The sequence below is a fragment of the Geobacillus vulcani PSS1 genome (genome assembly GCF_000733845.1).
GTDB lineage: Bacteria > Bacillota > Bacilli > Bacillales > Anoxybacillaceae > Geobacillus > Geobacillus vulcani.
Genome location: NZ_JPOI01000001.1, coordinates 1,338,422 through 1,362,193, shown reverse-complemented (window position 1 = coordinate 1,362,193; position 23,772 = coordinate 1,338,422). Strand labels below are relative to the sequence as shown.

Below are 23,772 nucleotides of genomic sequence, written 5' to 3'. Positions count from 1 at the left end.
CTCTTGTTATTTTTTGTCGCCCGCTCCCGCCTTTTGCGCGTGCCGCTCGGCCAGCGTCTCCAGCACGGCGTCAAGCGGCAGCTTTTGTTCGCGCAAAAGCACCAGCAAATGGTACAACAAATCGGCCGCTTCCCATTTCAACTCCTCATGGCTTCGGTTTTTCGCCGCGATGATCACTTCGGTCGCTTCTTCGCCGACCTTTTTCAAGATTTTATCGATGCCTTTTTCAAACAAATACGTTGTATACGCTCCTTCGGGGCGTTCGGCGTCGCGCTGGGCGATGATTTGTTCAAGCTCATTCAAAATCGCAAACCGGTCGGCCGCCGGCGTGCGCCCCGCGCCGTCAAGCGCGCGGGAAAAGCAGGAATACGTCCCCGTATGGCACGCCGGACCCGCCGGCTCCACCAGCACAAGGAGCGTGTCGGCGTCGCAGTCGTAGCGGATGTCGACCACCCGCTGCACGTTCCCGGACGTCGCCCCTTTATGCCACAACGCTTGGCGCGAGCGGCTGTAAAACCACGTTTCCCCCGTCGCGAGCGTTTTTTCGAGCGACTCTTTGTTCATATAGGCGAGCATGAGCACCTCTTTGCTTTGCGCGTCTTGAACGATGGCGGGCACCAACCCGTTGTCGTCAAAGCGAATGTCGGCTGTCATCGCACGTTCACCCCTCTTTCTTTCAAGTACGCCTTCACTTGACCGACCGATGTTTCTTTGTAATGGAAAATCGACGCCGCCAGCGCCGCGTCCGCTTTTCCTTTTTCGAACGCTTCCCAAAAATGCTCGGCCTTGCCGGCGCCGCCCGAGGCGATGACCGGAACCGGGACCGCTTCGCTCACTCGCCGCGTCAACTCGAGGTCAAAGCCGTTTTTCCCGCCGTCGGCATCCATGCTCGTCAGCAAAATCTCCCCGGCGCCAAGGCGCACCGCTTCTTTCGCCCAGGCGACGACTTCCCATTCCGTGGCGTTGCGGCCGCCGTGCGTATAAACGCGCCAAGAACCGAGCGCCTGATCGTACTTCGCATCAATGGCGACGACGATGCATTGCGAGCCGAAAAAGTCCGCCCCTTCGGTGATCAAAGCAGGATGGAGCACCGCGGCCGTGTTGAGCGACACTTTGTCCGCCCCGGCGCGCAACATGCGCTTCATGTCATCAAGCGAATGAATGCCGCCGCCGACCGTAAACGGAATGGCGAGCTGAGCAGCGACGCGCTCGACGACATCGACCATCGTTTTCCGCCCTTCGTGCGAGGCGGAAATGTCCAAAAACACGAGCTCGTCCGCTCCTTGCTCATCGTACGCCTTCGCAAGCTCGACCGGGTCGCCGGCATCGCGCAGCTGGACAAACTGCACCCCTTTGACAACGCGGCCGTCTTTTACGTCCAAGCACGGGATGATGCGCTTCGTAATCACCGCTCGTTCACCGCCTTTACCGCTTCCGCGAGCGTAAATTGATTGGTGTACAGCGCCTTGCCGACGATCGCTCCGCCGATGCCTTGACCGGCGTATTCGCGAAGCGCGCGCAAATCGTCGAGCGAGCGCACGCCGCCGGAGGCAATCACTTCTTTTCCCGTCGCCTCGGCCAAACGGACCGCCGCAGCGATGTTTGGCCCCGACAGCGTGCCGTCGGTGGCAATATCGGTGAAAATAAACGTCTCCGCCCCCGCCTCGGCAAGCATCCTTCCGAGCTCTTCCGCTTTCACGTTCGATGTTTGCACCCAGCCGTCCGTCGCCACGAAACCGTCGCGGGCGTCGATGCCGATGGCGATCCGGCGGCCGTATTTTTTCAACATCTCTTTCACAAACGGCGGATCGGCAATCGCCGCGCTCCCTAAAATGACGCGGGCGACGCCGCGCTCCAAATAGTAGGCGACATCGTCCTCGGTGCGAATGCCGCCGCCGACTTGGACGTTCACTGGAAACCGGCGGACCGTCTCAATGACAAACCGGTCGTTGACGCGCCGCCCTTCTTTCGCCCCATCTAAATCGACCATATGAATCCACTCCGCCCCTTGGGCGGCGAACTGTTCGGCCATCGCGACCGGCGAATCGCCGTACACCGTTTCTTGATTGTAATCGCCTTGCAACAGGCGGACGCATTTGCCGCCGCGCATATCGATCGCCGGATAAATCGTAAACGATGCCATCAGCCATTCTCCTTTCCTGTGGCGATGCCGACATAGTTGCGTAAGATGTGCATGCCGACCGCGCCGCTTTTTTCCGGGTGAAACTGTGTGCCAAACACGTGGCCGCGCCCGACGACCGCTGGGACGTCGACATCGTATTCGCTGCTGGCGAGCACGACCTCTTCGTCGCCCGGGACGACGTAATACGAATGGACAAAATACACATGCCCTTCCTCGACATCATCAAGAAGCGGCGACGGACGATGAAAGCGAAGCTGATTCCAGCCCATGTGCGGCACTTTGTACGGCTCGCCGGCTTTCGTCACGCCCGGAAAGCGGACGACGCGGCCGCGAAGCAGCCCGAGCCCTTCGGTCGGCCCGTTTTCCTCGCTTTCGTCAAACAACAACTGCATCCCTAAACAAATGCCGAGCAACGGCGTGCCGTTTTCAGCCGCCGCGCGGATGAAATCGGCCAGCCCGGTTTCACGCAAAATGTGCATCGCATCGCGGAACGAGCCGACGCCAGGCAAAATGAGCCCGCCTGCCCGCGCCAGCTCCTCATTGTCGCCGCTCACGATATACGGACAGCCAAGCCGCTCAAGCGCTTTGCTGACGCTGTATAAGTTGCCCATGCCATAGTCGATGATCCCGATCATCGTCATCCCATTCCTTTCTTCGCTGATCCATGCCCATCCCCTTGTTCAATGAACAACGGTATGACGGCATGCTTTTTTACGGCGCTCCCTTCATGCGCAAACCTCTCCTTGGCATCCGGTCGCCTTTCCTGCATCCGTGGAGCTTTTCCCGCAGGAAGCGCCGCCCTCGATCCGGACGCCTTCCCTGCGCCCGCGAAGCTTTTCCCCACAGGAAGCGCCCCCTCGATCCGGACGCCTTCCCTGCGCTCGCGAAGCTTTCCCCACAGGAAGCGCCGCCCTCGATTCGGACGCCTTCCCTGCGCTCGCGAAGCTTTCCCCACAGGAAGCGCCCCCTCGATCCGGACGCCTTCCCTGCGCTCGCGAAGCTTTTCCCCGCGAGAAGCGCTCCCCTCGATCGGTTAGAGCATCCCTTTCGTCGACGGGACGCCTTTGACGCGCGGGTCGACCATCGTCGCTTCATCGAGCGCCCGCCCGAGCGCTTTAAACACCGCTTCGATCATATGGTGGGTATTGCGCCCGTAATGAACGATGACATGCAAGTTCATCCGCGCCTCCAGCGCCAGCTTCCATAAAAACTCGTGAACGAGCTCGACATCGAACGTGCCGACTTTCGCCGCCGGAAATTCGCCGCGAAATTCCAAATGCGGGCGGTTGCTCAAGTCGATCACGACTTGCGCCAGCGCATCATCCATCGGCACAAACGCGTGGCCGTACCGCTTGATTCCCTTTTTGTCGCCGAGCGCTTCTTTGATCGCCTGCCCGAGGCAAATGCCGATATCTTCGGTCGTATGGTGATCGTCAATATGCGTATCGCCTTTCGCGTCAACAAACAAGTCAAACTGGCCGTGTTTCGCAAACAAATCAAGCATATGGGTCAAAAACGGCACGCCGGTCTCGAGCTCCGTCTTCCCTTCACCGTCTAGCGAAAACGTCAGCTGAATGCTTGTCTCCTTCGTCGTTCTTGCGATCGTCGCCTCTCTCGCCATTATCGTTCCCCTCTTTCTCGTTTCAGCCGCATCTCAATGGCGCGCGCGTGCGCCTCCAGCCCCTCGAGGCGGGCAAACGCGGCGATTTTGTTGCCATGTTGTTTCAAGGCGGCTTCACTGTAAACGATCACGCTTGATTTTTTCACAAACTCATCGACGCTCAAGCCGCTTGAGAATCTGGCCGTGCCGTTGGTCGGCAGCACGTGGTTCGGCCCGGCAAAATAGTCGCCGACCGGCTCAGAGCTGAAGCGGCCGAAAAACATCGCCCCGGCATGGCGAAGTTTCCCTAACAGCGCCATCGGCTCCGCCGTCATCACTTCCAAATGCTCGGGCGCCAGCTCATTGACCGCCTCAACGGCCTCATCAAGCGTCTCGGTCACATAAATGGCCCCGTAGGTTTCCAGCGCCGCTTGGGCGATCTCGCGGCGCGGCAGCGTCTCAAGCTGCCGTTCCACCTCGCTCGCCACCGCCAAGGCAAGTTTCATTGAAGGCGTTACTAAAATGGCTGACGCCCGCACGTCATGCTCGGCCTGTGACAACAAATCCGCCGCAATCTCATCCGGGCGGGCCGTCTCATCCGCGAGCACAACAATTTCGCTCGGCCCGGCGATCATGTCGATCGCCACATGCCCGAACACTTCCCGTTTCGCCAACGCCACATAAATGTTGCCCGGTCCGAAAATTTTATCGACCGGCCGAATCGTTTCCGTTCCATACGCCAGCGCCGCGATCGCCTGCGCGCCGCCGACTTTGTAAATTTCCGCCACCCCAAGTTCATGCGCCGCCGCCAGCACCCCAGCCGGCAGCGTGCCGTCTTTATTTGGCGGCGAGGTGATGACAATCCGCTTCACTCCCGCCACTTGCGCAGGAATGACGTTCATCAGCACGGACGACGGATAGGCGGCCGTCCCGCCCGGCACATACAGCCCGACGGCGTCAAGCGGCGTCACCTTTTGCCCGAGAATCGTGCCGTCTTCGTTCGTCATCCACCATGATTGGCGCTTTTGCCGCTCATGATAGGCGCGAATGTGGGCCGCCGCTTCACGGATGATCTCCAGCATCTCCGCGCTCATGGACGCATGCGCGCGCTCCATTTCCGCTTCCGTCACCCGCAGCGAATCCAGCTTGACGCCGTCAAACCGTTCCGTATATTCTTTCAGCGCCGCATCGCCCCGGGCGCGCACCGCGGCGATGATATCGAGCACGGCTCGGCGCTGCTCCTCCGTTCCGCTTTCAATCGTCCGCCTTAGCGAGACGCCGCCTTGGATTCGTTCGATTTTCATGGCTTTTCTCCTTTCCATCCGATGGCTTTTTGGACGCTTCCCCCGTCTTTTGCGTCTCTCGTCTGTGCACCGTTCCGTTTGCCTCACCGCTCGGGAATGACCGCCGCGAGCCGATCGACCAGCCGCTCGATCTCCCCGCTGTTTAACCGGTAGCTGGCCGGATTGGCAATCAGGCGCGACGTCACCTCGGCGATTCGTTCAAGCTCGACAAGCCCGTTTTCTTTCAACGTCCGCCCCGTGGAAACGATGTCCACAATCCGGTCGGCCAGGCCGATGAGCGGGGCGAGTTCAATCGATCCGTTCAGGCGGATGATTTCCACTTGCTCGCCTTGTTCGCGAAAATACGTTGAGGCGATGTTCGGATATTTCGTCGCCACCCTTGGGGCGATTTCATTCATCTTGACGCCGGGCAGCCCGGCGACGGCCAGATGGCAGCGGCTGATGCGCAAATCGAGCAGCTCATAGACGTTTCGTTCTTCCTCCATTAAAACGTCTTTCCCCGCTATGCCTAGATCGGCCACTCCGTGCTCCACATACGTCACCACATCCATCGGTTTCGCCAAAATAAAGCGCATTTGTTCCTCAGCAACATCAATGACGAGCTTGCGCGATTCGGCAAACTCCGGCGGCAACGCATAATCCGCCCGGCGCAGCAGCTCGACCGCCTCGTCAAAAATGCGTCCTTTCGGCATCGCAATCGTCAGCATCCCGTCTTCCTCCCTGCTTGTCGTCATGCGTCAGCGCCACGCTCTCGCTAACGCCCCTTCCGTCAAACCGCCATCCCTTTAAAGATTGCGGCACGCCCGTCCGCAGGCGCGAACCAGCGGGTTGAATGGCTGTTGTCCGCGTTCTCCCACGTCGTGACGCTCATTGCCCCTCGCGCCCGCTTCGGCCAAGCAAATAGACGATCGACCGATAGCGCTGGCTGTAGGCGTCAATATCGCGAATGCCGGCGATATGCTGCAAGACGACGCGGCGCCCTTCCGCCCGCTTCGCCTCGGCGAGCTCGACCGCCTCCGCCAACCGCTCTTGGCTGAACACGATGCACTCGATCTCCTCGCGCACATCCGTCTCGCCAACCGCCTCGATCAGCCGATCGACGCGCAGGCCAAACCCTGTCGCCGGCGCCGGGCGGGAAAACTTCGCCAGCAACTCATCATACCGCCCGCCGTTGCCGATCGGGAATCCCACTTGCTCGGCGTACACTTCAAACAAAATGCCGGTGTAATAGCTCATATGGCTGACCAACGCCATATCGAGCTTCACCGCCTCGGCCACCCCATACGTCTCAAGCGCCGCAAACAGAGCGGCCACCTCATCGGCGGCTTGCTGCCCTTCCCCGCTCGAAGCCAGCGCTTTTGCCGCCTCGATCGCCTCGCAGCCGCCGCGTAGCGAAAGAAGATCCAACAGCCGCTTTTGATCGATCGACGAAAGTGGCAGCGACTTCACATGCTCACGGTAGCCGACATAATTTTTTTCATATAAGAAGCGGCGCAGCACACTCGCCCGCTCTTCATTCCCTAAAATCTCCAAAAAGAGCGCATTGACATAACCGATATGGCCGATGGCCACCGAAAAGCGGCCGAGACCCACGCGCTTCAGCAGCGCCGCCATTAAGCTGATCACCTCGGCGTCGGCCGCCACCGTGCCATCGCCGATCAGCTCGACGCCGATCTGCTCAAACTCCGCCGGCCGCCCGCCTTCGCGCTGCTGCGCGCGAAACACGTTGGCGTTGTACGCCAACCGGAGCGGGTTGCCGTCCTCATACAGCCTTGACGCCGCCACGCGGGCGATCGGCGCCGTCATGTCGGGCCGCAGTACGAGCGTGTGCCCTTGCTGGTCCAAGAGCTTAAACAGCCGATGATCGGCGATCGCCGACGCCGCGCCGACCGTTTCATAATACTCAAGCGTCGGCGTTTCGATAAACTCATAGCCCCAGCGCTCGATTTCTTCCGCCATCACCGAGCGCACCTGCTTTTTCATTTCATATAAAAACGGCAGCGTATCGCGCATGCCTAACGGTTTCTCAAACATGAACAGCCTTTTTGCCATGTCCCCACACCCTTTATCAAAATACTTTAGTTTGCTAATATGGTAGAGAAGTGAAGTTATTAGTAGTTTACTCCTTTGCGTCCACAGCGTCAAGAGGAAACGCGCCATCAACAACAAATCGGTTTGGAATCGGGATGACCGTGACCAATTCAGGCACATCATACAGCACATGCTCGGTAAGGAAAAACTGGGCAAGCGTCGAAAAGGGAGGCTTATCACTGTCCAACTCGATCGGCTGCAGTCGAAATGACTCTTCGTTTCGGTTCGGGTCGATTGGCGGTGGTTGGAAAAACGAACGTTGATACCACTTCATCATCATATTTGCATCCTTTTTACGTAAAATATAGATCAAAGGCTAGACTCAAGATACCCCATATTTCATTCTAAAAAATCAGTGTTGACGCGCCATGTCAACTTCGTGATGTCCTCCCGCATGACGGAGACAGCCATCAAGGACATCCATGCAGGGTGTTGTCGATCTCACACCAAAAGGCAGTGGCCATTCCAAACCAAATGCAGCCTATAAGCAAAATTCGCATTTTCAAACCTAAAAAAGCAAAGGACGGCGTTTTCAAATTAACAAGCGAACAAATGGACCTGATTGACGAAAAAATCTGTAGGATGTACACTAAACTTAGAGAAGATCCAGAAAACCGTTCTTGACACTTCTGTCAAATTTTCTTTTCATAAGATTCGGAAAACAAGCATACGATAAATAATGCCCTTTGAGTTCCTTGAACTCAAGTGCGGCCAAAAATATTTTTTAACTGAACGCCGCATGTGCGGTCCAAAAGGAAAAGCCGCCCCATTTGCGGGGCGGCTTTCTACGTGTTTCGCTGACTTTGCATCTTGTGAACTCTCCCTTATACACCTTCACCGAAAGTTGTTATTCCCATTCTCACCTAAACAGGTTAGACATGAAAAGCCCAATATCGTTTATCATATAGGCATGTACATGCGACGAGCCACACGCAAAAACAAAGACGGAACGACCGTAGCGTATCTCCAGCTTGCTCACAACGAATAGGATCCGAAGGCCAAATGGACGAAAGCGAAGGTGATGGGGATGGGAGGAATTTTGTTTGCCTAGTGATCGTCGAACTCAGGTAAACAATTCCCTCACTTTTTCTGGCCCCTCATTTTTCCAAACCAAAACCCGCCCCGTTCAATCGGAAGGCGGTTCGTTCGTGCGAACGATGCGCATCGGGCAGCCCGCGGCCACCGCCCCGGGCGGGACGAAATGATAAGCTATTCCTTGAATCTCAAGTTGTTTGTAAAACGTGATAAATCAACATTCCTTTCAATTGAAGGAATCGTGATCCGATATATGAGGTAACCAAATTGTCCCCCCAATGTGTTCAATATCACATCATCGACATCTACTGCTTTATAATGATAATTTAATATCAAAGAAATGAAAAACTGCATAGATTCAATCATGAATGAGCATAAACAAACAATGAAAGATACTCTTTTAAAGCTATTCACTCTATAAAATAAAAGTGGCAGATATATTCCTAGAGGAAGTAGCAACAAAAAGTTGCCCCCAATTTGTGCGAAACCTGTTCCAATTGAGTGTAACGATAATATTTTAATAATAGATAAAAAGGGAACGAAATTTATTGAGCTCTCGATATGACTTGCTTTTAAGTCATGTAACAACTCCTTTTGGAAGGGAATGGGGAACAAGGTAATACCAATAACAACAACAACATGGATGTAAAAAATAACAAAAATTAAACTTTTAGAAAATGGTATATTTTTATAATTTCGTCTAATAAGCAAAACAACTAAAGGAATAAAAAACAAGAAAACTATTGGGATATCGAAGGTTAACAAACAACTCCCCCCAAACATCGTTTTTTATTTTACTGCAGGGACGATCAAATGCTTTTTCCAGCAGACGAAAGATCAACTGGAGCTTATGCTATCGGATTCGCCACATTTGGGCGGTGAAACGGTATGGAGCAGTGGTGCTGTCCTCTTGCGTGTACAACATTGCCGAATCTCAACAAATTTTCCTATTCCAAAATGGAAAACCACCCCCATTCAATCGGAAGGCGGTTCATTCCGGCGGACGATGCGCATCGGGCAGCCGGCGACCATGGCCCCGGGCGGGACGTCTTGATGGACGACGGTGCCGGCGGCGACGACGGCGCGGTCGCCGATCACCACGCCGGGCAAAATGGTCGAGTTCGCGCCGATCATCACCTCATCGCCGATCACCACATCGCCGAGGCGGTATTCGTCCACTAAATATTCGTGGGCGAGAATCGTCGTGTTGTAGCCGATGACGCAGTTGCGGCCGATGCGGATTTTTTCCGGGAAGAGAATATCCGGCATGACCATAAAGGCGAGCGCCGTTTGCTCGCCGATCTTCATGCCGAGAAACGTGCGATACAGCCAGTTTTTCAGCGGCAAAAACGGCGTGTAGCGCCCGATTTGGATCACGATCACGTTTTTCAGCACTTTCCAAAACGAGACAGTGCGGTACAATTGCCAGAGCGAGTTCGCCCCGTGGACGGGGTATTTGGTCGTTCGTCTCACCGGGAGGGCGCTTCCTCCTTCCGTTCGTTGATGCCGACAATGGCCAGCAAATCGCTCATTTTTTCCAACATATAGTCCGGTTCATATTGTTCCAAATGGCCGCGGCCTTTAATCGCCCAGGCGACGCCGGCCGTTTTGACGCCGGCGTTTTTGCCGGCCAAAATGTCGTGGTAGTTGTCGCCGACCATCAGCGCTTCGTCCGGTTTCGACTGAAGCGCCTCAAGCGCCTTATGAATCGGTTCGGGATCCGGCTTAGGGCGGCTGACGTCATCAAGACCGATGACACATGAGAAAAACGGCTCAAGCCGCGTTTTTCGCAAGCCCATGAGCGCCGTGTCATGCATTTTCGTCGTTACGACGCCAAGGCGAAATCCATGGCGGTGCAGCGTTTCGATCGTCTCATACACCGTGTCAAACTCGCGGATCAGTTCGTCATGGCGAGCGTGGTTGAACGTGCGATACGTCTTCACCATCTCCTCGACCCGTTCCGGATCGAGCGAGCTGAACGTCTCGTACAGCGACGGCCCGATGAACGGCAGCACGTCCTCACGCCCGTAGCGGCCCGGGTAGTACTTCTCCAGCGTATGCAAAAACGACTGGATGATCAGCTCATTCGTATCAATCAACGTTCCGTCAAGGTCAAATAAAATCGTGCGAATCGTCATGATGCGGCTTCCTTTCTCATCGGGTGTTCAAAACGGCGCCAAAGGAACGCCACCGCCATCGTCAACAGCACAGCCGTAACGAGGCGAATGACCAACAACGGCCAGACCGGGATGCCAAGCGGAACAAAAATGAGCGTGTCTTCGACAACCGCATGGCAAGAAACGAGAAAAATAAACGCCAACGTCAAATCGCGCTTCGAGACGCCGTCTTCTTTCGCCGCCTGAATCATCACCCCCGCCCCATAAGCGAGGCCGAACACAAAACCGGCCGCGAGCGTGAGCGATGTGTTCGCGCTCATGCCAAGCATCTTGGTCACCGGCGCCATCCAGCGCGAAAACGTCTCAATCCAGTGGCGTTCTTTCAATACTTGAATGATCGTCATTAGGGGAATGACAATCGCGACCAGCTGGACGATGCCGGTGGCCGCTTTTTTCAGCGCCGCCAAGATGATGTCCCCCCATCCGGACGGCGGGGCGGCTTCAGGCGAGACAAACCCATATTGAGCGAGTTCCTGCCCCCCGTCCCATAAATGGGCGATCAACAAACCGGATACAACGGCTAAGCCAATGCGCACGGCGAGCATGAGCCAAACACTCATTCCCGTGCGCGAGGCGACGGAAGACTCGACGATCAAGTTGTGAGAAAAGGAAAGCATGACAGCGAGAATGAGCACTTCTTTCACTGTAAACTCGATCGTCAGCATCGCCCCGATCGCGGCGTACAGCCCGAGCAGATTGCCGAGCACCAGCGGCACGGCCGCATCGCCGGATAAGCCGAACCATTTCATCAGGGGAGTGACAAGGTCGATCAGCCATGAAAATAAAGGCGTCGGCTGCAACAACGCCAGAACGAGCGTCACCGGAAAAATGATTTTGCCAAGCGCCCATGACGTCTTCAGCCCGGCGATGACGCCGCGCTGCAATGTTCCCACCATATCTCCTCTCTCCTTCGCTTGTCTTCATGCCGCCGTGCGGCCTTTTCGCCGCACGCCGCCTCTCTTTTTCCTACTCATCCGCCAACGGATCAGGACGGCTATTCGTCTTGATACTTTGCTTTGGCCCATCCTTTCGCCCGGCGCACGATCCACAGCACGATCGACAGCACGATCAACGTCACGGATACGACTTGGGCCGCGCGCAGACTGCCGGCCAGCATCAAGCTGTCGGTGCGCATCCCTTCAATCCAGAAACGGCCAACCGAATACCAAATTAAATAGGACAAAAACAGCTCGCCGCGCCGCAAATTGACGCGCCGCAGCCAAAGAAGCAAGAAAAAGCCGGCGAGGTTCCAAAGCGACTCATACAAAAAAGTCGGATGCCAATAACGGCCGTCAATATACATTTGATTGATGATCCAATCGGGCAAATGCAAGTTTTCCAAAAACGCGCGCGACACCGGGCCGCCGTGCGCCTCCTGATTCATAAAGTTGCCCCAGCGCCCGATCGCCTGCCCTAAAATGATGCTCGGGGCGGCAATATCAGCAAGCTTCCAAAACGACAGCCCGCGCACGCGGGCGAACACCGCGCCGGTCGCCACGGCCCCGATCAGCCCTCCGTGAATGGCAAGGCCTCCTTCCCAGATTTTCGGAATCTCAGAAAGATGCTTTGAATAATAGTTCCATTCAAACAGCACGTAGTACGTCCGCGCGCAGACAATGGCGATCGGCACAGCAAACAGGACCAGATCGACAAACGTTTCTTTCGGCAAGCCGCGCCGCACCCCTTCGCGCGTCGCGAGCCACAGCCCGATCAAAACGCCGGTGCCGATAATGACGCCATACCAATATATTGTAATCGGACCAAGGTGCAAAAACACGCGGTCAAGCGGCTGAATCGCAGACTCCATCTCTTCCTCCTCCTATAATGCTTCTCAGGCAAGGACAAATGCCGCGCTCAAGATGCCTCCAATGCACACGCCAACGGCTCAAATCACGAGGAACGCCGTTGTTTCCCTCCACCGTCCCGCTCGCGGCCCGCCGTTAATCGTAATCGGGCGCTCCTTCCTCGATGGCATCGCTCAAGCGCGCCGAAAACTCCTCAGCGGCGTTGACGCCCATGCGTTTTAACCGGAAGTTCATCGCCGCCACTTCCACGATGACGGCCAGGTTGCGTCCGGGGCGGACCGGAATGGTGAGTTTCGGCAGTTCGGTATCCAATATTTTCACTTTTTCTTCCTCGAGCCCGAGCCGGTCGTACTGCTTTTCCGGATCCCACAGCTCCAAATCGATGACAAGCGAGATGCGCTTATGCGTCCGCACCGCTCCCGCGCCGAACAGCGTCATCATATTGATGATGCCAAGCCCGCGAATTTCCAGCAAATGCTCGATCAATTCGGGCGCGCTGCCGACCAATGTGTCCTCGTCTTCTTGGCGGATTTCCACGCAATCATCGGCGACCAATCGGTGGCCGCGCTTCACGAGCTCCAGCGCCGTCTCGCTCTTGCCGACGCCGCTTTTGCCCGTGATCAATACACCGACCCCATACACATCGACCAGCACTCCATGCACCGCGGTCGTAGGCGCGAGCTTGCTTTCCAAATAGTTCGTCAATCGGCTCGAGAGCCGGGTCGTTTTCATCGTTGAACGCATCACCGGCACCGACTGGCGCTCCGATGCTTCGATCAGCTCCGGCGGGACTTCAAGCCCGCGCGAAACGATGATCCCCGGCGTAATGTCGGTGCAAAGCCGCTCCATCCGCGACCGTTTTTCTTCCGGCGTCAACGTTTCATAAAACGACAGCTCGGTCCGCCCAAGCAGCTGCAAGCGCTCCGCTGGATAATAGGCGAAATAACCGGCCATCTCGATCCCCGGCCGCGACAAGTCGCTCGTCGTAATCGGGCGGTAAATGCCCTCGGCGCCGCTGACGAGCTCGAGCTGGAACTGTTCGATGATGTCTTTCGTCCGCACTTTTGGCATACTCGGCCTTTCTCCCCTTTCCTCATCTTTTTCCATTGTAGCACGTTTCGTTTCGTCATTGAATGGAAAACATTCGAGGAAACAAAACCGGGACGGCTTCTCCCGTCCCGATCCAGCAAACCCCATCGAACCGAAACGATGACCAACGCATCGCTTCTCCCATGCGCGCGCCATTCCGCGCCTCCGTCGTTTCACGCCGCGGCGGAAAACGACGGCGCCCCTTTCCATAGATCGCGCTTCCGTTACGAACGGTTGCGCAGCGGCTCAATAATCGCCTTCTGCACAAGCAAGTGGAAAAACGACAACACGATCGATGCGAGCAGCGCGGTGCCAAAGCCGCCGATTTGAAACGCCTCTCCCATCAATCCGGCGGTCATCATGAGCGTGATGGCGTTAATGACAAACAGAAACAGCCCGAGCGTCAAAATGGTCACCGGCAGGGTCAATAAAATGAGCACTGGGCGGACGACGGCGTTAAGCACCGCCAAAATGAGGCTGGCCACAAACGCCGCCCCCACCCCGCTGAAATGAATGCTGTCAAAATAGCCATCAATCGCCATTAACAACACCGTATTCACGACGACTCCGATCAGCCAATTGAGCATTGCATCACCATCTTTTCTGTAATCTTCCGCCTCGAAACGCCATCCTCGACATATCTTGCCTCGAACCGATGGCAATCAGTCATCATGTTCTTTCAGCGGCGCTGTTGTTTTCTATTTTAACACTTGAATCCCCTTAATGACATTCCAAATCACAACGACAAGGTTCACCACCCCCGCCACAAGGAAGCCAAGCCATGCCAGCCCGCCGCCGACAAAAAGCGATTCCTCACCCCAATGGCCGAACAGCACCGGCGACGCGGCCAACGCAATGAACAAGAGAATCGTGGCGGCCGGAATCAAATGCGACACGAGCGACCGCTTCGCATGGCGTTTCACTTCCACATCCTCAACGACAAAATAGACGACAATCGGCAAAATGAACGGTGCGAAAAAAACGCTGAAATAACAAAGCGCGGACAACACTTTGTTCGTCGACAAGCGAAAATCCCCTTTCCAAAGGTCTTTTACCTTGTATATACGACCACGGCTTGGAAAAGTTTCCTTCTTTTCCTTCTCAAAAGAGGCCGACTCCCAGTATGCCAAAGCGGCAAAGGCCTTTACGCCTTTGCCGCCTCATACCGCGCCTGCATGCGCGCCCGGTCGCGCTCGAGAATCGGTTTTAAGTAGCGGCCGGTGTGCGACTCCTCCACCTCGGCCACCTCTTCCGGCGTTCCGACGGCGACGATCTGTCCGCCGCGGTCGCCGCCTTCCGGGCCTAGGTCAATGATGTAATCGGCCGTTTTAATGACGTCCAAGTTGTGTTCGATGACGAGCACCGTATCGCCGTTGTCCACCAGCCGATGAAGCACATCAAGCAGCCGGGCGATGTCGTCGACGTGCAGCCCGGTCGTCGGCTCGTCCAAAATGTAGAGCGTTCGGCCGTTGGAGCGGCGGTGCAGCTCGGCAGCGAGCTTGACGCGCTGCGCCTCGCCGCCGGAGAGCGTCGTCGCCGGCTGGCCAAGCTTCATATAGCCGAGGCCGACATCATACAGCGTCTCGAGCTTGCGTTTGATTTTCGGGATCGAAGCGAAAAAGTCCAGCGCATCTTCGACCGTCATGTCCAGCACGTCGGCGATGTTTTTTCCTTTATACGTCACCTCAAGCGTTTCGCGGTTGTACCGTTTGCCGTGGCACACTTCGCACGGGACATACACGTCCGGCAAAAAGTGCATTTCAATTTTGATGATCCCATCGCCATGGCACGCCTCGCAGCGCCCACCTTTGACATTGAAGCTGAACCGCCCTTTTTTGTAGCCGCGTACTTTTGCTTCGTTCGTTGCGGCAAACACGTCGCGGATGTCATCAAACACCCCGGTGTACGTCGCCGGATTCGACCTTGGGGTGCGGCCGATTGGCGACTGGTCGATGTCAATCACTTTCTCAAGATGCTCAAGCCCGCGAATGTCGCGGTGCTCACCCGGCTTCTCTTTTGCCCGATGCAGCTTTTGCGCCAACGCCTTATAGAGCACTTCGTTCACAAGCGTGCTTTTGCCCGAACCCGACACCCCGGTGACGGCGACGAACGTACCGAGCGGAATGCTCACCGATACGTTTTTCAAGTTGTGCTCGCGGGCGCCGACGACCTCGAGCCAACGCCCGTCCGGCTGGCGCCGTTCGGCCGGGAGCGGGATGAATTTTTTCCCGGATAAATATTGGCCAGTGAGCGAGTTCGGATCATTCATCACCTCTTCCGGCGTGCCGGCTGCGACGACCTCGCCGCCGTGGATGCCCGCCCCCGGGCCGATGTCAATCAAATAGTCCGCAGCCAGCATCGTATCTTCGTCATGTTCGACGACAATGAGCGTATTGCCGAGGTCGCGCATGCTTTTCAGCGTCGCGATCAGCCGGTCGTTGTCGCGCTGATGCAGGCCAATCGACGGCTCGTCGAGCACGTACAAGACGCCGGTCAGCCGCGAGCCGATTTGCGTCGCCAAGCGGATGCGCTGCGCCTCGCCGCCGGAAAGCGTGCCCGCCGAGCGGCTCAGCGTCAAATAGTCGAGGCCGACGTTTTGTAAAAAGCCGAGCCGGTCGCGAATTTCACGCAAAATGAGGCGGGCGATTTGCGCTTCTTTTTCCGTCAGCTCGAGACCGTCAAAAAAGGCGAGCGCCTCGGTCACCGACATAGCGGTGACCTCGCCGATATGCTTGCCGCCGACCAAGACGGCGAGGCTTTCTTTTTTCAGCCGATAGCCTTGGCACGTCGGGCACGGCTGTTCGGCCATATACTTTTCCATCTGCTCGCGGATGTAATCGGAGCTTGTTTCGCGGTAGCGGCGCTCGATGTTGCGCAAAACCCCTTCAAACTCGATGTACTGTTCACGCACTTGGCCGAAATCGTTTGTATAACGAAAATGAATTACTTCCCCGCCGCTGCCGTACAAAATTTTATCGAGCTGCTCTTTTGGCAAATCCTTCACCGGCACGTCCATCGGGATGCCGTAATGGCGGCACACGGCTTCGAGCAGCTGCGGGTAATATTGCGAGCTTTGCGGCTCCCACGGAGCGATGGCGTGCTCTTTTAACGTCAGCTCCTCGTTCGGGATGACCAAATCGAGATCCACTTCGAGCTTCGCCCCGAGCCCGTCGCAGTCCGGACAGGCGCCAAACGGGCTGTTGAACGAGAACAGGCGCGGCTCAAGCTCCCCGATCGAAAAGCCGCAATACGGGCAGGCGTGCTTTTCGCTGAACAAGAGCTCTCCTTCGCCGATCACATCGACGATGACTTTGCCGTCGGCGAGCTTCAGCGCTGTCTCCAGCGAGTCAGCGAGCCTTGCTGCGATGCCGTCTTTCATCACAATCCGGTCGACGACGACCTCAATCGAATGCTTTTTGTTTTTTTCCAGTTCGATGTCTTCCGTTAACTCACGCATCTCGCCGTCAATGCGGACGCGCACATACCCTTGTTTGCGAATATCCTCCAATGTCTTGGCGTGCGTCCCTTTTCGGCCCGAGACGATCGGCGCCAAAATTTGCATTTTCGTCCGCTCCGGGTACGCGAGCAGCCGGTCGACCATTTGCTCAATCGTCTGCGATTGAATTTCGATGCCGTGTGTCGGGCAAACCGGGCGGCCGATGCGAGCGAACAGCAGCCGCAAGTAGTCGTAAATTTCCGTCACCGTGCCGACCGTGGAACGCGGGTTGCGGCTCGTCGTTTTTTGATCGATCGAAATGGCCGGCGACAGCCCCTCGATCGCATCGACATCCGGCTTGTCCATCTGCCCTAAAAACTGGCGGGCGTACGCCGACAACGATTCGACGTAGCGCCGCTGGCCTTCCGCGTAAATCGTATCAAACGCCAGCGACGACTTTCCCGACCCGGACAGCCCGGTCAACACAACGAGCTTGCCGCGCGGAATTTCGACGTCAATGTTTTTCAAGTTGTGGGCGCGCGCCCCTTTGACAATGATTTTATCCATTCCGTTCACCCGGCCATCACCCTTCCGCTTTCAATTCGAAAATAATATCGCGCAGTTGGGCGGCCCGCTCGAAGTCGAGCGCTTTGGCCGCCTCTTTCATTTCCGCTTCGAGCGTTCGAATCAGCTCTTCCCGCTCTTGTTTCGTCATCGTCGCCGCTGGCTTCGCCTCGTACGTCTCCGTCTCTTCCGCCGCATACGTCGCGCGGATGACGTCGCGAATCTCCTTTTTCACCGTGCGCGGCACGATGCCGTGCTTCCGATTGTACTCTTCCTGAATCGTGCGGCGCCGCTTCGTTTCTTGAATGGCGATTTCCATCGATTTCGTGACCGCATCGGCATACATAATCACGTGGCCGTTCGCGTTGCGCGCCGCGCGGCCGATCGTCTGGATGAGCGAACGCTCCGAGCGCAAAAACCCTTCTTTGTCGGCGTCCAAAATGGCGACAAGCGACACTTCCGGAATGTCCAATCCTTCCCGCAGCAAGTTGATGCCAACAAGCACATCGTATTTGCCGAGCCGCAAGTCGCGGATGATTTCAATGCGCTCCAGCGTTTTAATTTCCGAATGCAAGTAAGCGACTTTGATGCCGGCTTCCTTCAAATAATCGGTCAAGTCTTCGGCCATTTTTTTCGTCAACGTTGTGACCAACGTCCGCTCGTTCCGCTCGACACGCTCGCGAATTTCGCTGATCAAATCGTCGATTTGCCCGTTCGTCGGACGGACGTCGATCGTCGGATCCAACAGCCCGGTCGGGCGGATGATTTGTTCGACAACGCCCGGGCTGTGTTCGAGCTCATACGGCCCCGGCGTCGCTGAGACGTAAATAATTTGATTGATTTTTTGCTCGAACTCTTCAAACGTGAGCGGCCGGTTGTCAAGCGCCGACGGCAGGCGAAAGCCGTGGTCGACGAGCACTTGCTTGCGCGCCCGGTCGCCGTTGTACATGCCGCGCAACTGCGGCAAGGTGACGTGCGACTCATCAACGATGATCAAAAAATCGTCCGGAAAATAGTCAAGCAAAGTGTACGGCGTCGAGCCCGGCGGCCGCAGCGCCAAATGGCGCGAGTAGTTTTCGATGCCGGAACAAAAGCCCATCTCGCGCATCATTTCAAGATCATAGCGCGTCCGCTGCTCGAGCCGCTGCGCCTCCAAGAGCTTCCCTTGCGCGCGCAGTTCGGCGAGCCGCTCCTCGAGCTCTTGTTCAATGTTTTGAATAGCGAGCCGCATTTTCTCCTCGCGCGTGACAAAGTGCGACGCCGGGAAAATGGCGACGTGCTCACGCTCGCCGAGCACCTCGCCGGTCAAGGCGTCCACCTCGCGGATGCGGTCGATTTCATCGCCGAAAAATTCGACGCGAATGCAATGTTCATCGCGCGACGCCGGGAAAATTTCGACGACATCGCCGCGGACGCGGAACGTGCCGCGGCGAAAATCGATGTCATTGCGGTCGTATTGGATGTCAACGAGCCGCCGCAGCAACGCGTTGCGCTCGATTTCCATCCCGACGCGCAATGAAACGACGAGCTCCCGGTATTCTTCCGGCGACCCTAAACCGTAAATGCACGACACGCTGGCGACAATGATGACGTCCCGGCGCTCAAACAAAGCCGATGTCGCCGAGTGCCGCAATTTGTCGATTTCATCGTTGATTTTCGCGTCTTTTTCAATGTACGTATCCGTCTGCGGCACGTACGCTTCCGGCTGATAGTAATCGTAATAGCTGACAAAATATTCGACGGCGTTGTGCGGGAAAAATTCTTTCAGCTCGCTGTACAATTGGCCAGCGAGCGTTTTGTTGTGGGCGATGACGAGCGTTGGTTTGTTGACTTGGGCAATCACGTTGGAGATCGTAAACGTTTTGCCCGTCCCCGTCGCCCCAAGCAGCGTTTGATGCTTCACTCCGCGCCGCAAACCGTCAACGAGCTTGGCGATCGCCTGTGGCTGATCGCCTTGCGGTTCATACGGCGACACTAATTGAAAACGGCCCTCCACCGTTTCGCCTCCTCCTTCGTACCATCTTTCCCCATTGTATCACATCGCGGCCATGCATGCACGAAAAACGCGAACTCATATTCGTACCAGCCTGCACAGTGATTTCCATTCACTAGACGCAAAAAAGCGGACCCATTCCTGCCAAAGGTCCGCTTCTTTTTCTTGTTTCAAACGCGACAAATGGAACAAGGCGCTGTCTTCCTTCATGAAAACAGACAGCGCCACCTGTTGGGGACGTGCGGCATTTGTTTGGCGCAAACGGACGGCCGGACGAACAAGCATCGCCTATTGCTTTTGTTTCAGGCGGTCGAGCATGCCGCCAGCCCAAAGAAAGCCGGCGATCGTCGAGGCGATGTCAGCGACGATTTCATGCAGCTCGTCCGTATAACCTTTAAAATAAGACGCGACAAGCAGCGCAGCGGTCAACAGCACAGCGATGTACCGATTGTACGTCACCCGCGCAAACAACAACACCAATAGGCACGGAATGATGAGTGCCGCCAAAAACCACATAGCCCATTCTCCTTTACGAAACAGCTTCTGACGCTGATGCGTTCCGATCATGGACGAACAGCAGCCCAAGCTCATGATGCTCATCCTCATAGAGCGCCCCTTGGACGAAGCGGACTTCGCCGTTATGTCCGACGACATCCAGTTTGCAAAACGCGCGGTTGCGTTGGAGCGCCTCGTAAAACTCCGTTTCGGTCCGCACCGGGACGCCGTTTGTTTTGATGATGACTTCCCCGATCGAAAGCCCCATTTTTTCCGCTTTCGAGCCAGGAAGCACGCCGACAATCACTAAGCCGTGCGGATGGCGGGCAAAGCGGGGCGGACGGGCGCGGTCGGCGCGATGCCCGGAAAACGCGATCCATTCACGGCCGATGATGGCCATAGCCCCCGCCGCCACCGCCAACGGTGGATACCATAGGCCGGAAGCGGCCAATAGGGCAACCACGAACGCCAGCCGAACAACGCGCCGCCCCTCCGTATGCGCCGCCTCCGCCGGCAAGGTGTGCTGGCGGCGCTGGGAAAAGCCAAGAAGAAACGGCACGAGCCAAAATGAATAGCTGTCGCCAGACGAAACGAACGGCCACCAGGAAGCCGGCGGCAGCGCTCCGCCTGATACAGGCAACACAACCGGCACAAACCAAAGCCGCTGCGTCCATTGCAAACCGATCGTCATCCCCCGCTTGCTTTTCGCAAGCTGCGGCGAGGCCACCTCGTTTCGCGTACGAATGATGAGCCATCCTTCCGAAAGCAAGAGCAATGCAAGCCACACCGCCAAAGCCGGCGCCGCCGCCATGCCATCAGGAAGCCAGCGGGACAACACGCCGCTTCGCTCCGCCAAACCGAACGCGAGAAGTGCGCCGCCTGCCGTATACGCCGCTGACAACAACCGCGCTTCCATCGTCAAACTCAAGAGCACCGTCAGCACCGTCACCGCCCAAACCGCTTCCTGCGGCACCGCGATCCCGATGCCGACGGCCGCCGCCGACAACACCAGCCCAACCGTCCATCCTTTTGTCCAAAGCCCGCGCCATTCGTTCCATAGGTTGTAGACGCGCACATGAAAATCACGGCGTTCCCGCTTCACCCGCCGCCAACCGACGGCCAAAGCGAGCACGGCGCCATAATAAAGAAGCGGCTGCCGCCAAACCGAAGCAATGCCCTCAAGCCATTCCAGCCACCATGTTGCCATCCGCTTCACCCCTTGCGTCGTTCATCATTCTTTACCTTCTATTCTACCAAATGGCATGGCCATTTCCCATGCCTGGAGCCATCTTTTTTCGTCAATGGCGAATCTTCGCTGTTTTCCACTTTCTTTGCCGAATCAGCACTAGTTTTGTCGGCGAGGGAGGATTTTCAATGAACAGAGGAAAAAGGATAAACAAGACAAAAAAGGGAGGAGTGAAACAATGGAGTTGAAAACATCCGACGTCGCTGTTCGCCTTGGGGTGTCGCCAAAAACGATCCAGCGCTGGGTGCGCAAATACGACATTCCGCTGCGGAGAAACGAGGCGGGCCATTACTTGTTTGACGAAAAAACGATCGCTTTGCTGGAACGGGTCAAGTTTGAGCAAGGCGCCGCCATGGAAGCGCCGCCGACCCCGAAACGCCCTCCGACGCCGCCGCGGAACAACGTTCCCATTGACGCCTTATTTGAATCAATCGAACCAGAAATCGCCCGCGTCTCCTCGCGCTTGGATGAACTCGAACAACAATTGGAACAAAAAGCGGATGATGTCGTCTCCATTCAACTGTTGCATCACCGTCAAGAAATGGAAGAAATCGCCGCCCGCCTCGCCGTACTGGAGCAAACCGTCGCCCGTCTTGAACAACAGTTGAACACCCAGCCCCCATCCCCGCATGAACCGCCGAAAGAGGCGAAACGAAAACGGCGCGGCTGGGGGCGCGTGATGGGGCTGTTTGCCTGACGTGTTTCATGCAGATTGGACCAAAAAGATCGTCGCCCTTCCAAGAAAAGACGATAGATCGTTTTGTGAAGGTGTTTCACGCGTATATCATGGTGATCACAAACGGTGCACCATTGGGCGTTGGAACACTTTCTTTTTTTGTGGCTCTTCACCAAACGTCGTACTTGACTGTTTCAGATCATGTATGACTGACATGCATAAGGAAAAATCAATAAATCAATGATTCTACTATATGGCGGCTCAAGAAAACGTCTTGCCTGTCAAGCCATGTTGTGATGATGAGCTTTTTTGTTTGTCATCTTCACTACTTCTTTTACGATTTCTTTACGATTTTCTTATTCTCTTTTAATCGCAGCGGCTTATAATGGGTCACGTTGTTCAATCTTCTGGTACAGGAAAGGAGGGCGTGCGAAATGGAACAAAGGGAACGAAAAGCGTTCGCCATCGCGTTCATCGTATTGGCTCTCTACCTTTCTCCGCTGTACATGTTAGGCGAACACGCCCATATTCGCGTGCACGACAATATGGATTCGAACATCGCTTGGTATCGCGTGCTCGTTCGCAGCGGCCAACTGTTCGGCCCAATCGATGCCGTCATTCCGCAAGTGATCAACGGCTTGCCGCGCAACGCCTTCGGCACCGAATTCAGCGGCATCGTGTGGCTGCACGCTTTGTTCCCCTCCATGGTGGCATACGCCCTCAGCCAGACGATCACGAGGGTATTCGCCTTTTTGGGTATGTATTGGCTGCTTAAGCGCCATTTTTTGCCTGACCGTGAATCATGGCTCATTCGCGTCGGGGTGGCGCTTGCTTTTGCGTTGACGCCGTTTTGGCCGTCCGGCATGTTAAGCACGCTTGGCATGCCGCTGGCGCTTTGGGCGTTCCTGTCAATCCGCAACGGAGAAGCGACATGGAAGGAATGGCTTGTCATTGTCTTGCTTCCGTTTTACTCCAGCTTTGTGCTTGGGTTTTTCTTTTTCTTAGCTGCGATGGCGGCGCTTTGGCTGTTTGACGGCATGGTCCGCAAGCGGTGGAATAAGCCGTTTTTCTCTGCCATCGCCCTCATGACCGGCATCTTTTTGGCCATCGAGTACCGCCTCGTGTACTCGCTTGTCCTGGATGGAGAACCGACGAGCCGAAATGAATTTCTCTCCTCGCGGCTCAGCTTTGTCCATTGCCTTCGTCTAACGTTAAAAAACTATGTGCTCGGCCATACGCATGTGATGACCGTTCACGGGCCGATCATCTTGCCGGTGCTTTGGGCGGCGTTTTTTCTCGTTTGGCGCCGAAAGCGCGGACCATTGGAGCGGCGCTTCCTTTTGCTGTTTTGGTTGAATATCGCCTTATCGGCTTGGTATGCATTTTGGTTTTACAAAGGGTGGCAGCCGCTCAAAGAACGGATTTCGCTTTTGAATACGTTCAATTTCGCCCGCTTCCATTTTTTGCGGCCGATGGTCATTTACCTTGATTTTGCCTTGGCCTTGCAAATCATCGCCAAGGAGCGCGAGGCGTGGCGGCGGCTCGTACCGATCGCCCTGACGCTGCAACTGCTGCTGCTTGGCGGATTCAACGAGGAAATCCGCTATCGCCTCGCTGGCACACCGTCGTTCGAGCAGTTTTATTCTGAACATTTATTTTCGGAAATCAAACGATATATCGGCAAGCCGGTATCCTCCTACCGCGTCGCCAGCGTTGGGCTTCATCCGGCCATCGCTCAATACAACGGGTTTTATACGCTCGATACGTACAACAATTTTTACCCGTTGTCGTATAAGCGGCAATTTCGCCGCATCATCGCCAAGGAATTGGACAAAAACCCGGTGCTGAAAGACTATTTCGACCATTGGGGCAACCGCGTCTATTTGTTCTCGGCAGAGCTCGGAAAACATTATATGTTCACGAAACGATCGCATAAAGTCATCCATCATTTCGAGATCAACACAAAGGCATTCAAACAGCTTGGCGGCAAGTACATTTTTTCCTCCGTCCCGATCATGAACGCCCGCGACATCCATCTCCGCTTCTTGCGGGCGTTCACCGATCGACAGTCAGTATGGAAAATTTATGTATACGAAGTGGAGTGAAGGGAGGCAAGAA

At 55.9% G+C, this 23,772-nt stretch carries 23 protein-coding genes; 2 read left to right on the top strand and 21 right to left on the bottom strand.

Translation table 11 applies throughout. The annotated features are described in order from the left end of the window. Nucleotides 1–6 precede the first annotated feature (6 nt). The 21 genes from hisIE to N685_RS0107130 form a co-directional block, all read right to left on the bottom strand. Complete coding sequence (gene hisIE / locus N685_RS0107245; protein ID WP_031407129.1) at nt 7–654, bottom strand: bifunctional phosphoribosyl-AMP cyclohydrolase/phosphoribosyl-ATP diphosphatase HisIE; 648 nt, start codon at nt 652–654, stop codon at nt 7–9. Then, the gene (gene hisF / locus N685_RS0107240; RefSeq protein ID WP_031407127.1) at nt 651–1,409 is read right to left on the bottom strand and encodes an imidazole glycerol phosphate synthase subunit HisF; all 759 of its coding nucleotides are present in this window, start codon (nt 1,407–1,409) and stop codon (nt 651–653) included. Before hisF ends, hisIE begins: the two co-directional genes overlap by 4 nt. Next, nucleotides 1,406–2,143 carry a 1-(5-phosphoribosyl)-5-[(5-phosphoribosylamino)methylideneamino]imidazole-4-carboxamide isomerase gene (hisA, locus tag N685_RS0107235; protein ID WP_031407126.1) on the bottom strand — a complete coding sequence of 246 codons (738 nt, stop codon included), beginning with the start codon at nt 2,141–2,143 and terminating at the stop codon, nt 1,406–1,408. Before hisA ends, hisF begins: the two co-directional genes overlap by 4 nt. Continuing rightward, entirely contained in the window at nt 2,143–2,784 is a 642-nt protein-coding gene (gene hisH, locus N685_RS0107230; RefSeq protein WP_031407124.1) for an imidazole glycerol phosphate synthase subunit HisH, read from the bottom strand. The genes hisA and hisH overlap by 1 nt, the downstream gene beginning before the upstream one ends. Nucleotides 2,785–3,176: 392 nt before the next feature. Continuing rightward, a complete protein-coding gene (gene hisB, locus N685_RS0107220; RefSeq protein ID WP_031407121.1) occupies nt 3,177–3,764 on the bottom strand; it encodes an imidazoleglycerol-phosphate dehydratase HisB in 588 nt (195 codons plus the stop codon). Continuing rightward, complete coding sequence (hisD, locus tag N685_RS0107215; protein ID WP_031407120.1) at nt 3,764–5,047, bottom strand: histidinol dehydrogenase; 1,284 nt, start codon at nt 5,045–5,047, stop codon at nt 3,764–3,766. Before hisD ends, hisB begins: the two co-directional genes overlap by 1 nt. An 83-nt stretch (nt 5,048–5,130) precedes the next feature. Next, entirely contained in the window at nt 5,131–5,754 is a 624-nt protein-coding gene (gene hisG / locus N685_RS0107210) for an ATP phosphoribosyltransferase (RefSeq protein WP_031407118.1), read from the bottom strand. A gap of 160 nt (nt 5,755–5,914) precedes the next feature. Further along, nucleotides 5,915–7,099, bottom strand: coding sequence for an ATP phosphoribosyltransferase regulatory subunit (locus tag N685_RS0107205; protein ID WP_031407116.1), 1,185 nt, complete (start codon nt 7,097–7,099; stop codon nt 5,915–5,917). 67 nt (nt 7,100–7,166) lie between these two features. Next, nucleotides 7,167–7,415, bottom strand: coding sequence for a hypothetical protein (locus N685_RS0107200; protein ID WP_031407114.1), 249 nt, complete (start codon nt 7,413–7,415; stop codon nt 7,167–7,169). A 932-nt stretch (nt 7,416–8,347) separates the two neighbouring features. Continuing rightward, nucleotides 8,348–8,956: a VanZ family protein gene (locus tag N685_RS0107190; RefSeq protein ID WP_227456669.1), complete on the bottom strand. Its 609-nt coding sequence runs from the start codon at nt 8,954–8,956 to the stop codon at nt 8,348–8,350. 192 nt (nt 8,957–9,148) lie between these two features. After that, the gene (locus N685_RS0107185; protein WP_031407109.1) at nt 9,149–9,646 is read right to left on the bottom strand and encodes an acyltransferase; all 498 of its coding nucleotides are present in this window, start codon (nt 9,644–9,646) and stop codon (nt 9,149–9,151) included. Beyond that, complete coding sequence (ppaX, locus tag N685_RS0107180; protein WP_031407107.1) at nt 9,643–10,311, bottom strand: pyrophosphatase PpaX; 669 nt, start codon at nt 10,309–10,311, stop codon at nt 9,643–9,645. The genes N685_RS0107185 and ppaX overlap by 4 nt, the downstream gene beginning before the upstream one ends. Continuing rightward, entirely contained in the window at nt 10,308–11,246 is a 939-nt protein-coding gene (locus N685_RS0107175) for a nucleoside recognition domain-containing protein (protein ID WP_031407105.1), read from the bottom strand. The genes ppaX and N685_RS0107175 overlap by 4 nt, the downstream gene beginning before the upstream one ends. A 98-nt stretch (nt 11,247–11,344) precedes the next feature. Then, complete coding sequence (lgt, locus tag N685_RS0107170; RefSeq protein WP_031407103.1) at nt 11,345–12,157, bottom strand: prolipoprotein diacylglyceryl transferase; 813 nt, start codon at nt 12,155–12,157, stop codon at nt 11,345–11,347. Between the two features lie 133 nt (nt 12,158–12,290). Continuing rightward, nucleotides 12,291–13,226: an HPr(Ser) kinase/phosphatase gene (gene hprK, locus N685_RS0107165; RefSeq protein WP_031407102.1), complete on the bottom strand. Its 936-nt coding sequence runs from the start codon at nt 13,224–13,226 to the stop codon at nt 12,291–12,293. Nucleotides 13,227–13,468: 242 nt separating this feature from the next. Further along, complete coding sequence (locus N685_RS0107155) at nt 13,469–13,831, bottom strand: phage holin family protein (protein WP_031407098.1); 363 nt, start codon at nt 13,829–13,831, stop codon at nt 13,469–13,471. Nucleotides 13,832–13,942: 111 nt separating this feature from the next. After that, nucleotides 13,943–14,269 (bottom strand): DUF4870 domain-containing protein, encoded by a 327-nt coding sequence (locus tag N685_RS0107150; RefSeq protein WP_031407096.1) that lies wholly within the window; start codon nt 14,267–14,269, stop codon nt 13,943–13,945. Nucleotides 14,270–14,388: 119 nt separating this feature from the next. Continuing rightward, entirely contained in the window at nt 14,389–17,247 is a 2,859-nt protein-coding gene (gene uvrA, locus N685_RS0107145; protein WP_031407094.1) for an excinuclease ABC subunit UvrA, read from the bottom strand. 16 nt (nt 17,248–17,263) lie between these two features. After that, nucleotides 17,264–19,240 (bottom strand): excinuclease ABC subunit UvrB, encoded by a 1,977-nt coding sequence (gene uvrB / locus N685_RS0107140; protein WP_031407092.1) that lies wholly within the window; start codon nt 19,238–19,240, stop codon nt 17,264–17,266. Nucleotides 19,241–19,525: 285 nt separating this feature from the next. Then, complete coding sequence (locus N685_RS0107135) at nt 19,526–19,753, bottom strand: CsbA family protein (protein ID WP_031407091.1); 228 nt, start codon at nt 19,751–19,753, stop codon at nt 19,526–19,528. 13 nt (nt 19,754–19,766) lie between these two features. Then, the gene (locus tag N685_RS0107130; protein ID WP_031407089.1) at nt 19,767–20,939 is read right to left on the bottom strand and encodes a PDZ domain-containing protein; all 1,173 of its coding nucleotides are present in this window, start codon (nt 20,937–20,939) and stop codon (nt 19,767–19,769) included. A 217-nt stretch (nt 20,940–21,156) separates the two neighbouring features. Here N685_RS0107130 and N685_RS0107125 point away from each other — a divergent pair, with 217 nt between their 5' ends. Both N685_RS0107125 and N685_RS0107120 read left to right on the top strand, forming a co-directional pair. Next, entirely contained in the window at nt 21,157–21,675 is a 519-nt protein-coding gene (locus N685_RS0107125) for a MerR family transcriptional regulator (RefSeq protein ID WP_031407087.1), read from the top strand. 413 nt (nt 21,676–22,088) lie between these two features. Beyond that, the gene (locus N685_RS0107120; RefSeq protein WP_031407085.1) at nt 22,089–23,759 is read left to right on the top strand and encodes a DUF6044 family protein; all 1,671 of its coding nucleotides are present in this window, start codon (nt 22,089–22,091) and stop codon (nt 23,757–23,759) included. The last annotated feature ends 13 nt before the right edge of the window (nt 23,760–23,772 follow it).

Excerpts from the sequence above, each read along its gene's own strand:
- hisIE (WP_031407129.1), bottom strand. The coding sequence starts at position 654 with ATGACAGCCGACATTCGCTTTGACGACAACGGGTTGGTGCCCGCCATC.
- hisA (WP_031407126.1), bottom strand. The coding sequence starts at position 2,143 with ATGGCATCGTTTACGATTTATCCGGCGATCGATATGCGCGGCGGCAAA.
- hisH (WP_031407124.1), bottom strand. The coding sequence starts at position 2,784 with ATGACGATGATCGGGATCATCGACTATGGCATGGGCAACTTATACAGC.
- hisB (WP_031407121.1), bottom strand. The coding sequence starts at position 3,764 with ATGGCGAGAGAGGCGACGATCGCAAGAACGACGAAGGAGACAAGCATT.
- hisD (WP_031407120.1), bottom strand. The coding sequence starts at position 5,047 with ATGAAAATCGAACGAATCCAAGGCGGCGTCTCGCTAAGGCGGACGATT.
- hisG (WP_031407118.1), bottom strand. The coding sequence starts at position 5,754 with ATGCTGACGATTGCGATGCCGAAAGGACGCATTTTTGACGAGGCGGTC.
- N685_RS0107205 (WP_031407116.1), bottom strand. The coding sequence starts at position 7,099 with ATGGCAAAAAGGCTGTTCATGTTTGAGAAACCGTTAGGCATGCGCGAT.
- N685_RS0107200 (WP_031407114.1), bottom strand. The coding sequence starts at position 7,415 with ATGATGAAGTGGTATCAACGTTCGTTTTTCCAACCACCGCCAATCGAC.
- N685_RS0107190 (WP_227456669.1), bottom strand. The coding sequence starts at position 8,956 with ATGTTTGGGGGGAGTTGTTTGTTAACCTTCGATATCCCAATAGTTTTC.
- ppaX (WP_031407107.1), bottom strand. The coding sequence starts at position 10,311 with ATGACGATTCGCACGATTTTATTTGACCTTGACGGAACGTTGATTGAT.
- N685_RS0107175 (WP_031407105.1), bottom strand. The coding sequence starts at position 11,246 with ATGGTGGGAACATTGCAGCGCGGCGTCATCGCCGGGCTGAAGACGTCA.
- lgt (WP_031407103.1), bottom strand. The coding sequence starts at position 12,157 with ATGGAGTCTGCGATTCAGCCGCTTGACCGCGTGTTTTTGCACCTTGGT.
- hprK (WP_031407102.1), bottom strand. The coding sequence starts at position 13,226 with ATGCCAAAAGTGCGGACGAAAGACATCATCGAACAGTTCCAGCTCGAG.
- N685_RS0107155 (WP_031407098.1), bottom strand. The coding sequence starts at position 13,831 with ATGCTCAATTGGCTGATCGGAGTCGTCGTGAATACGGTGTTGTTAATG.
- uvrA (WP_031407094.1), bottom strand. The coding sequence starts at position 17,247 with ATGGATAAAATCATTGTCAAAGGGGCGCGCGCCCACAACTTGAAAAAC.
- N685_RS0107135 (WP_031407091.1), bottom strand. The coding sequence starts at position 19,753 with ATGTGGTTTTTGGCGGCACTCATCATTCCGTGCCTATTGGTGTTGTTG.
- N685_RS0107130 (WP_031407089.1), bottom strand. The coding sequence starts at position 20,939 with ATGGCAACATGGTGGCTGGAATGGCTTGAGGGCATTGCTTCGGTTTGG.
- N685_RS0107125 (WP_031407087.1), top strand. The coding sequence starts at position 21,157 with ATGGAGTTGAAAACATCCGACGTCGCTGTTCGCCTTGGGGTGTCGCCA.
- N685_RS0107120 (WP_031407085.1), top strand. The coding sequence starts at position 22,089 with ATGGAACAAAGGGAACGAAAAGCGTTCGCCATCGCGTTCATCGTATTG.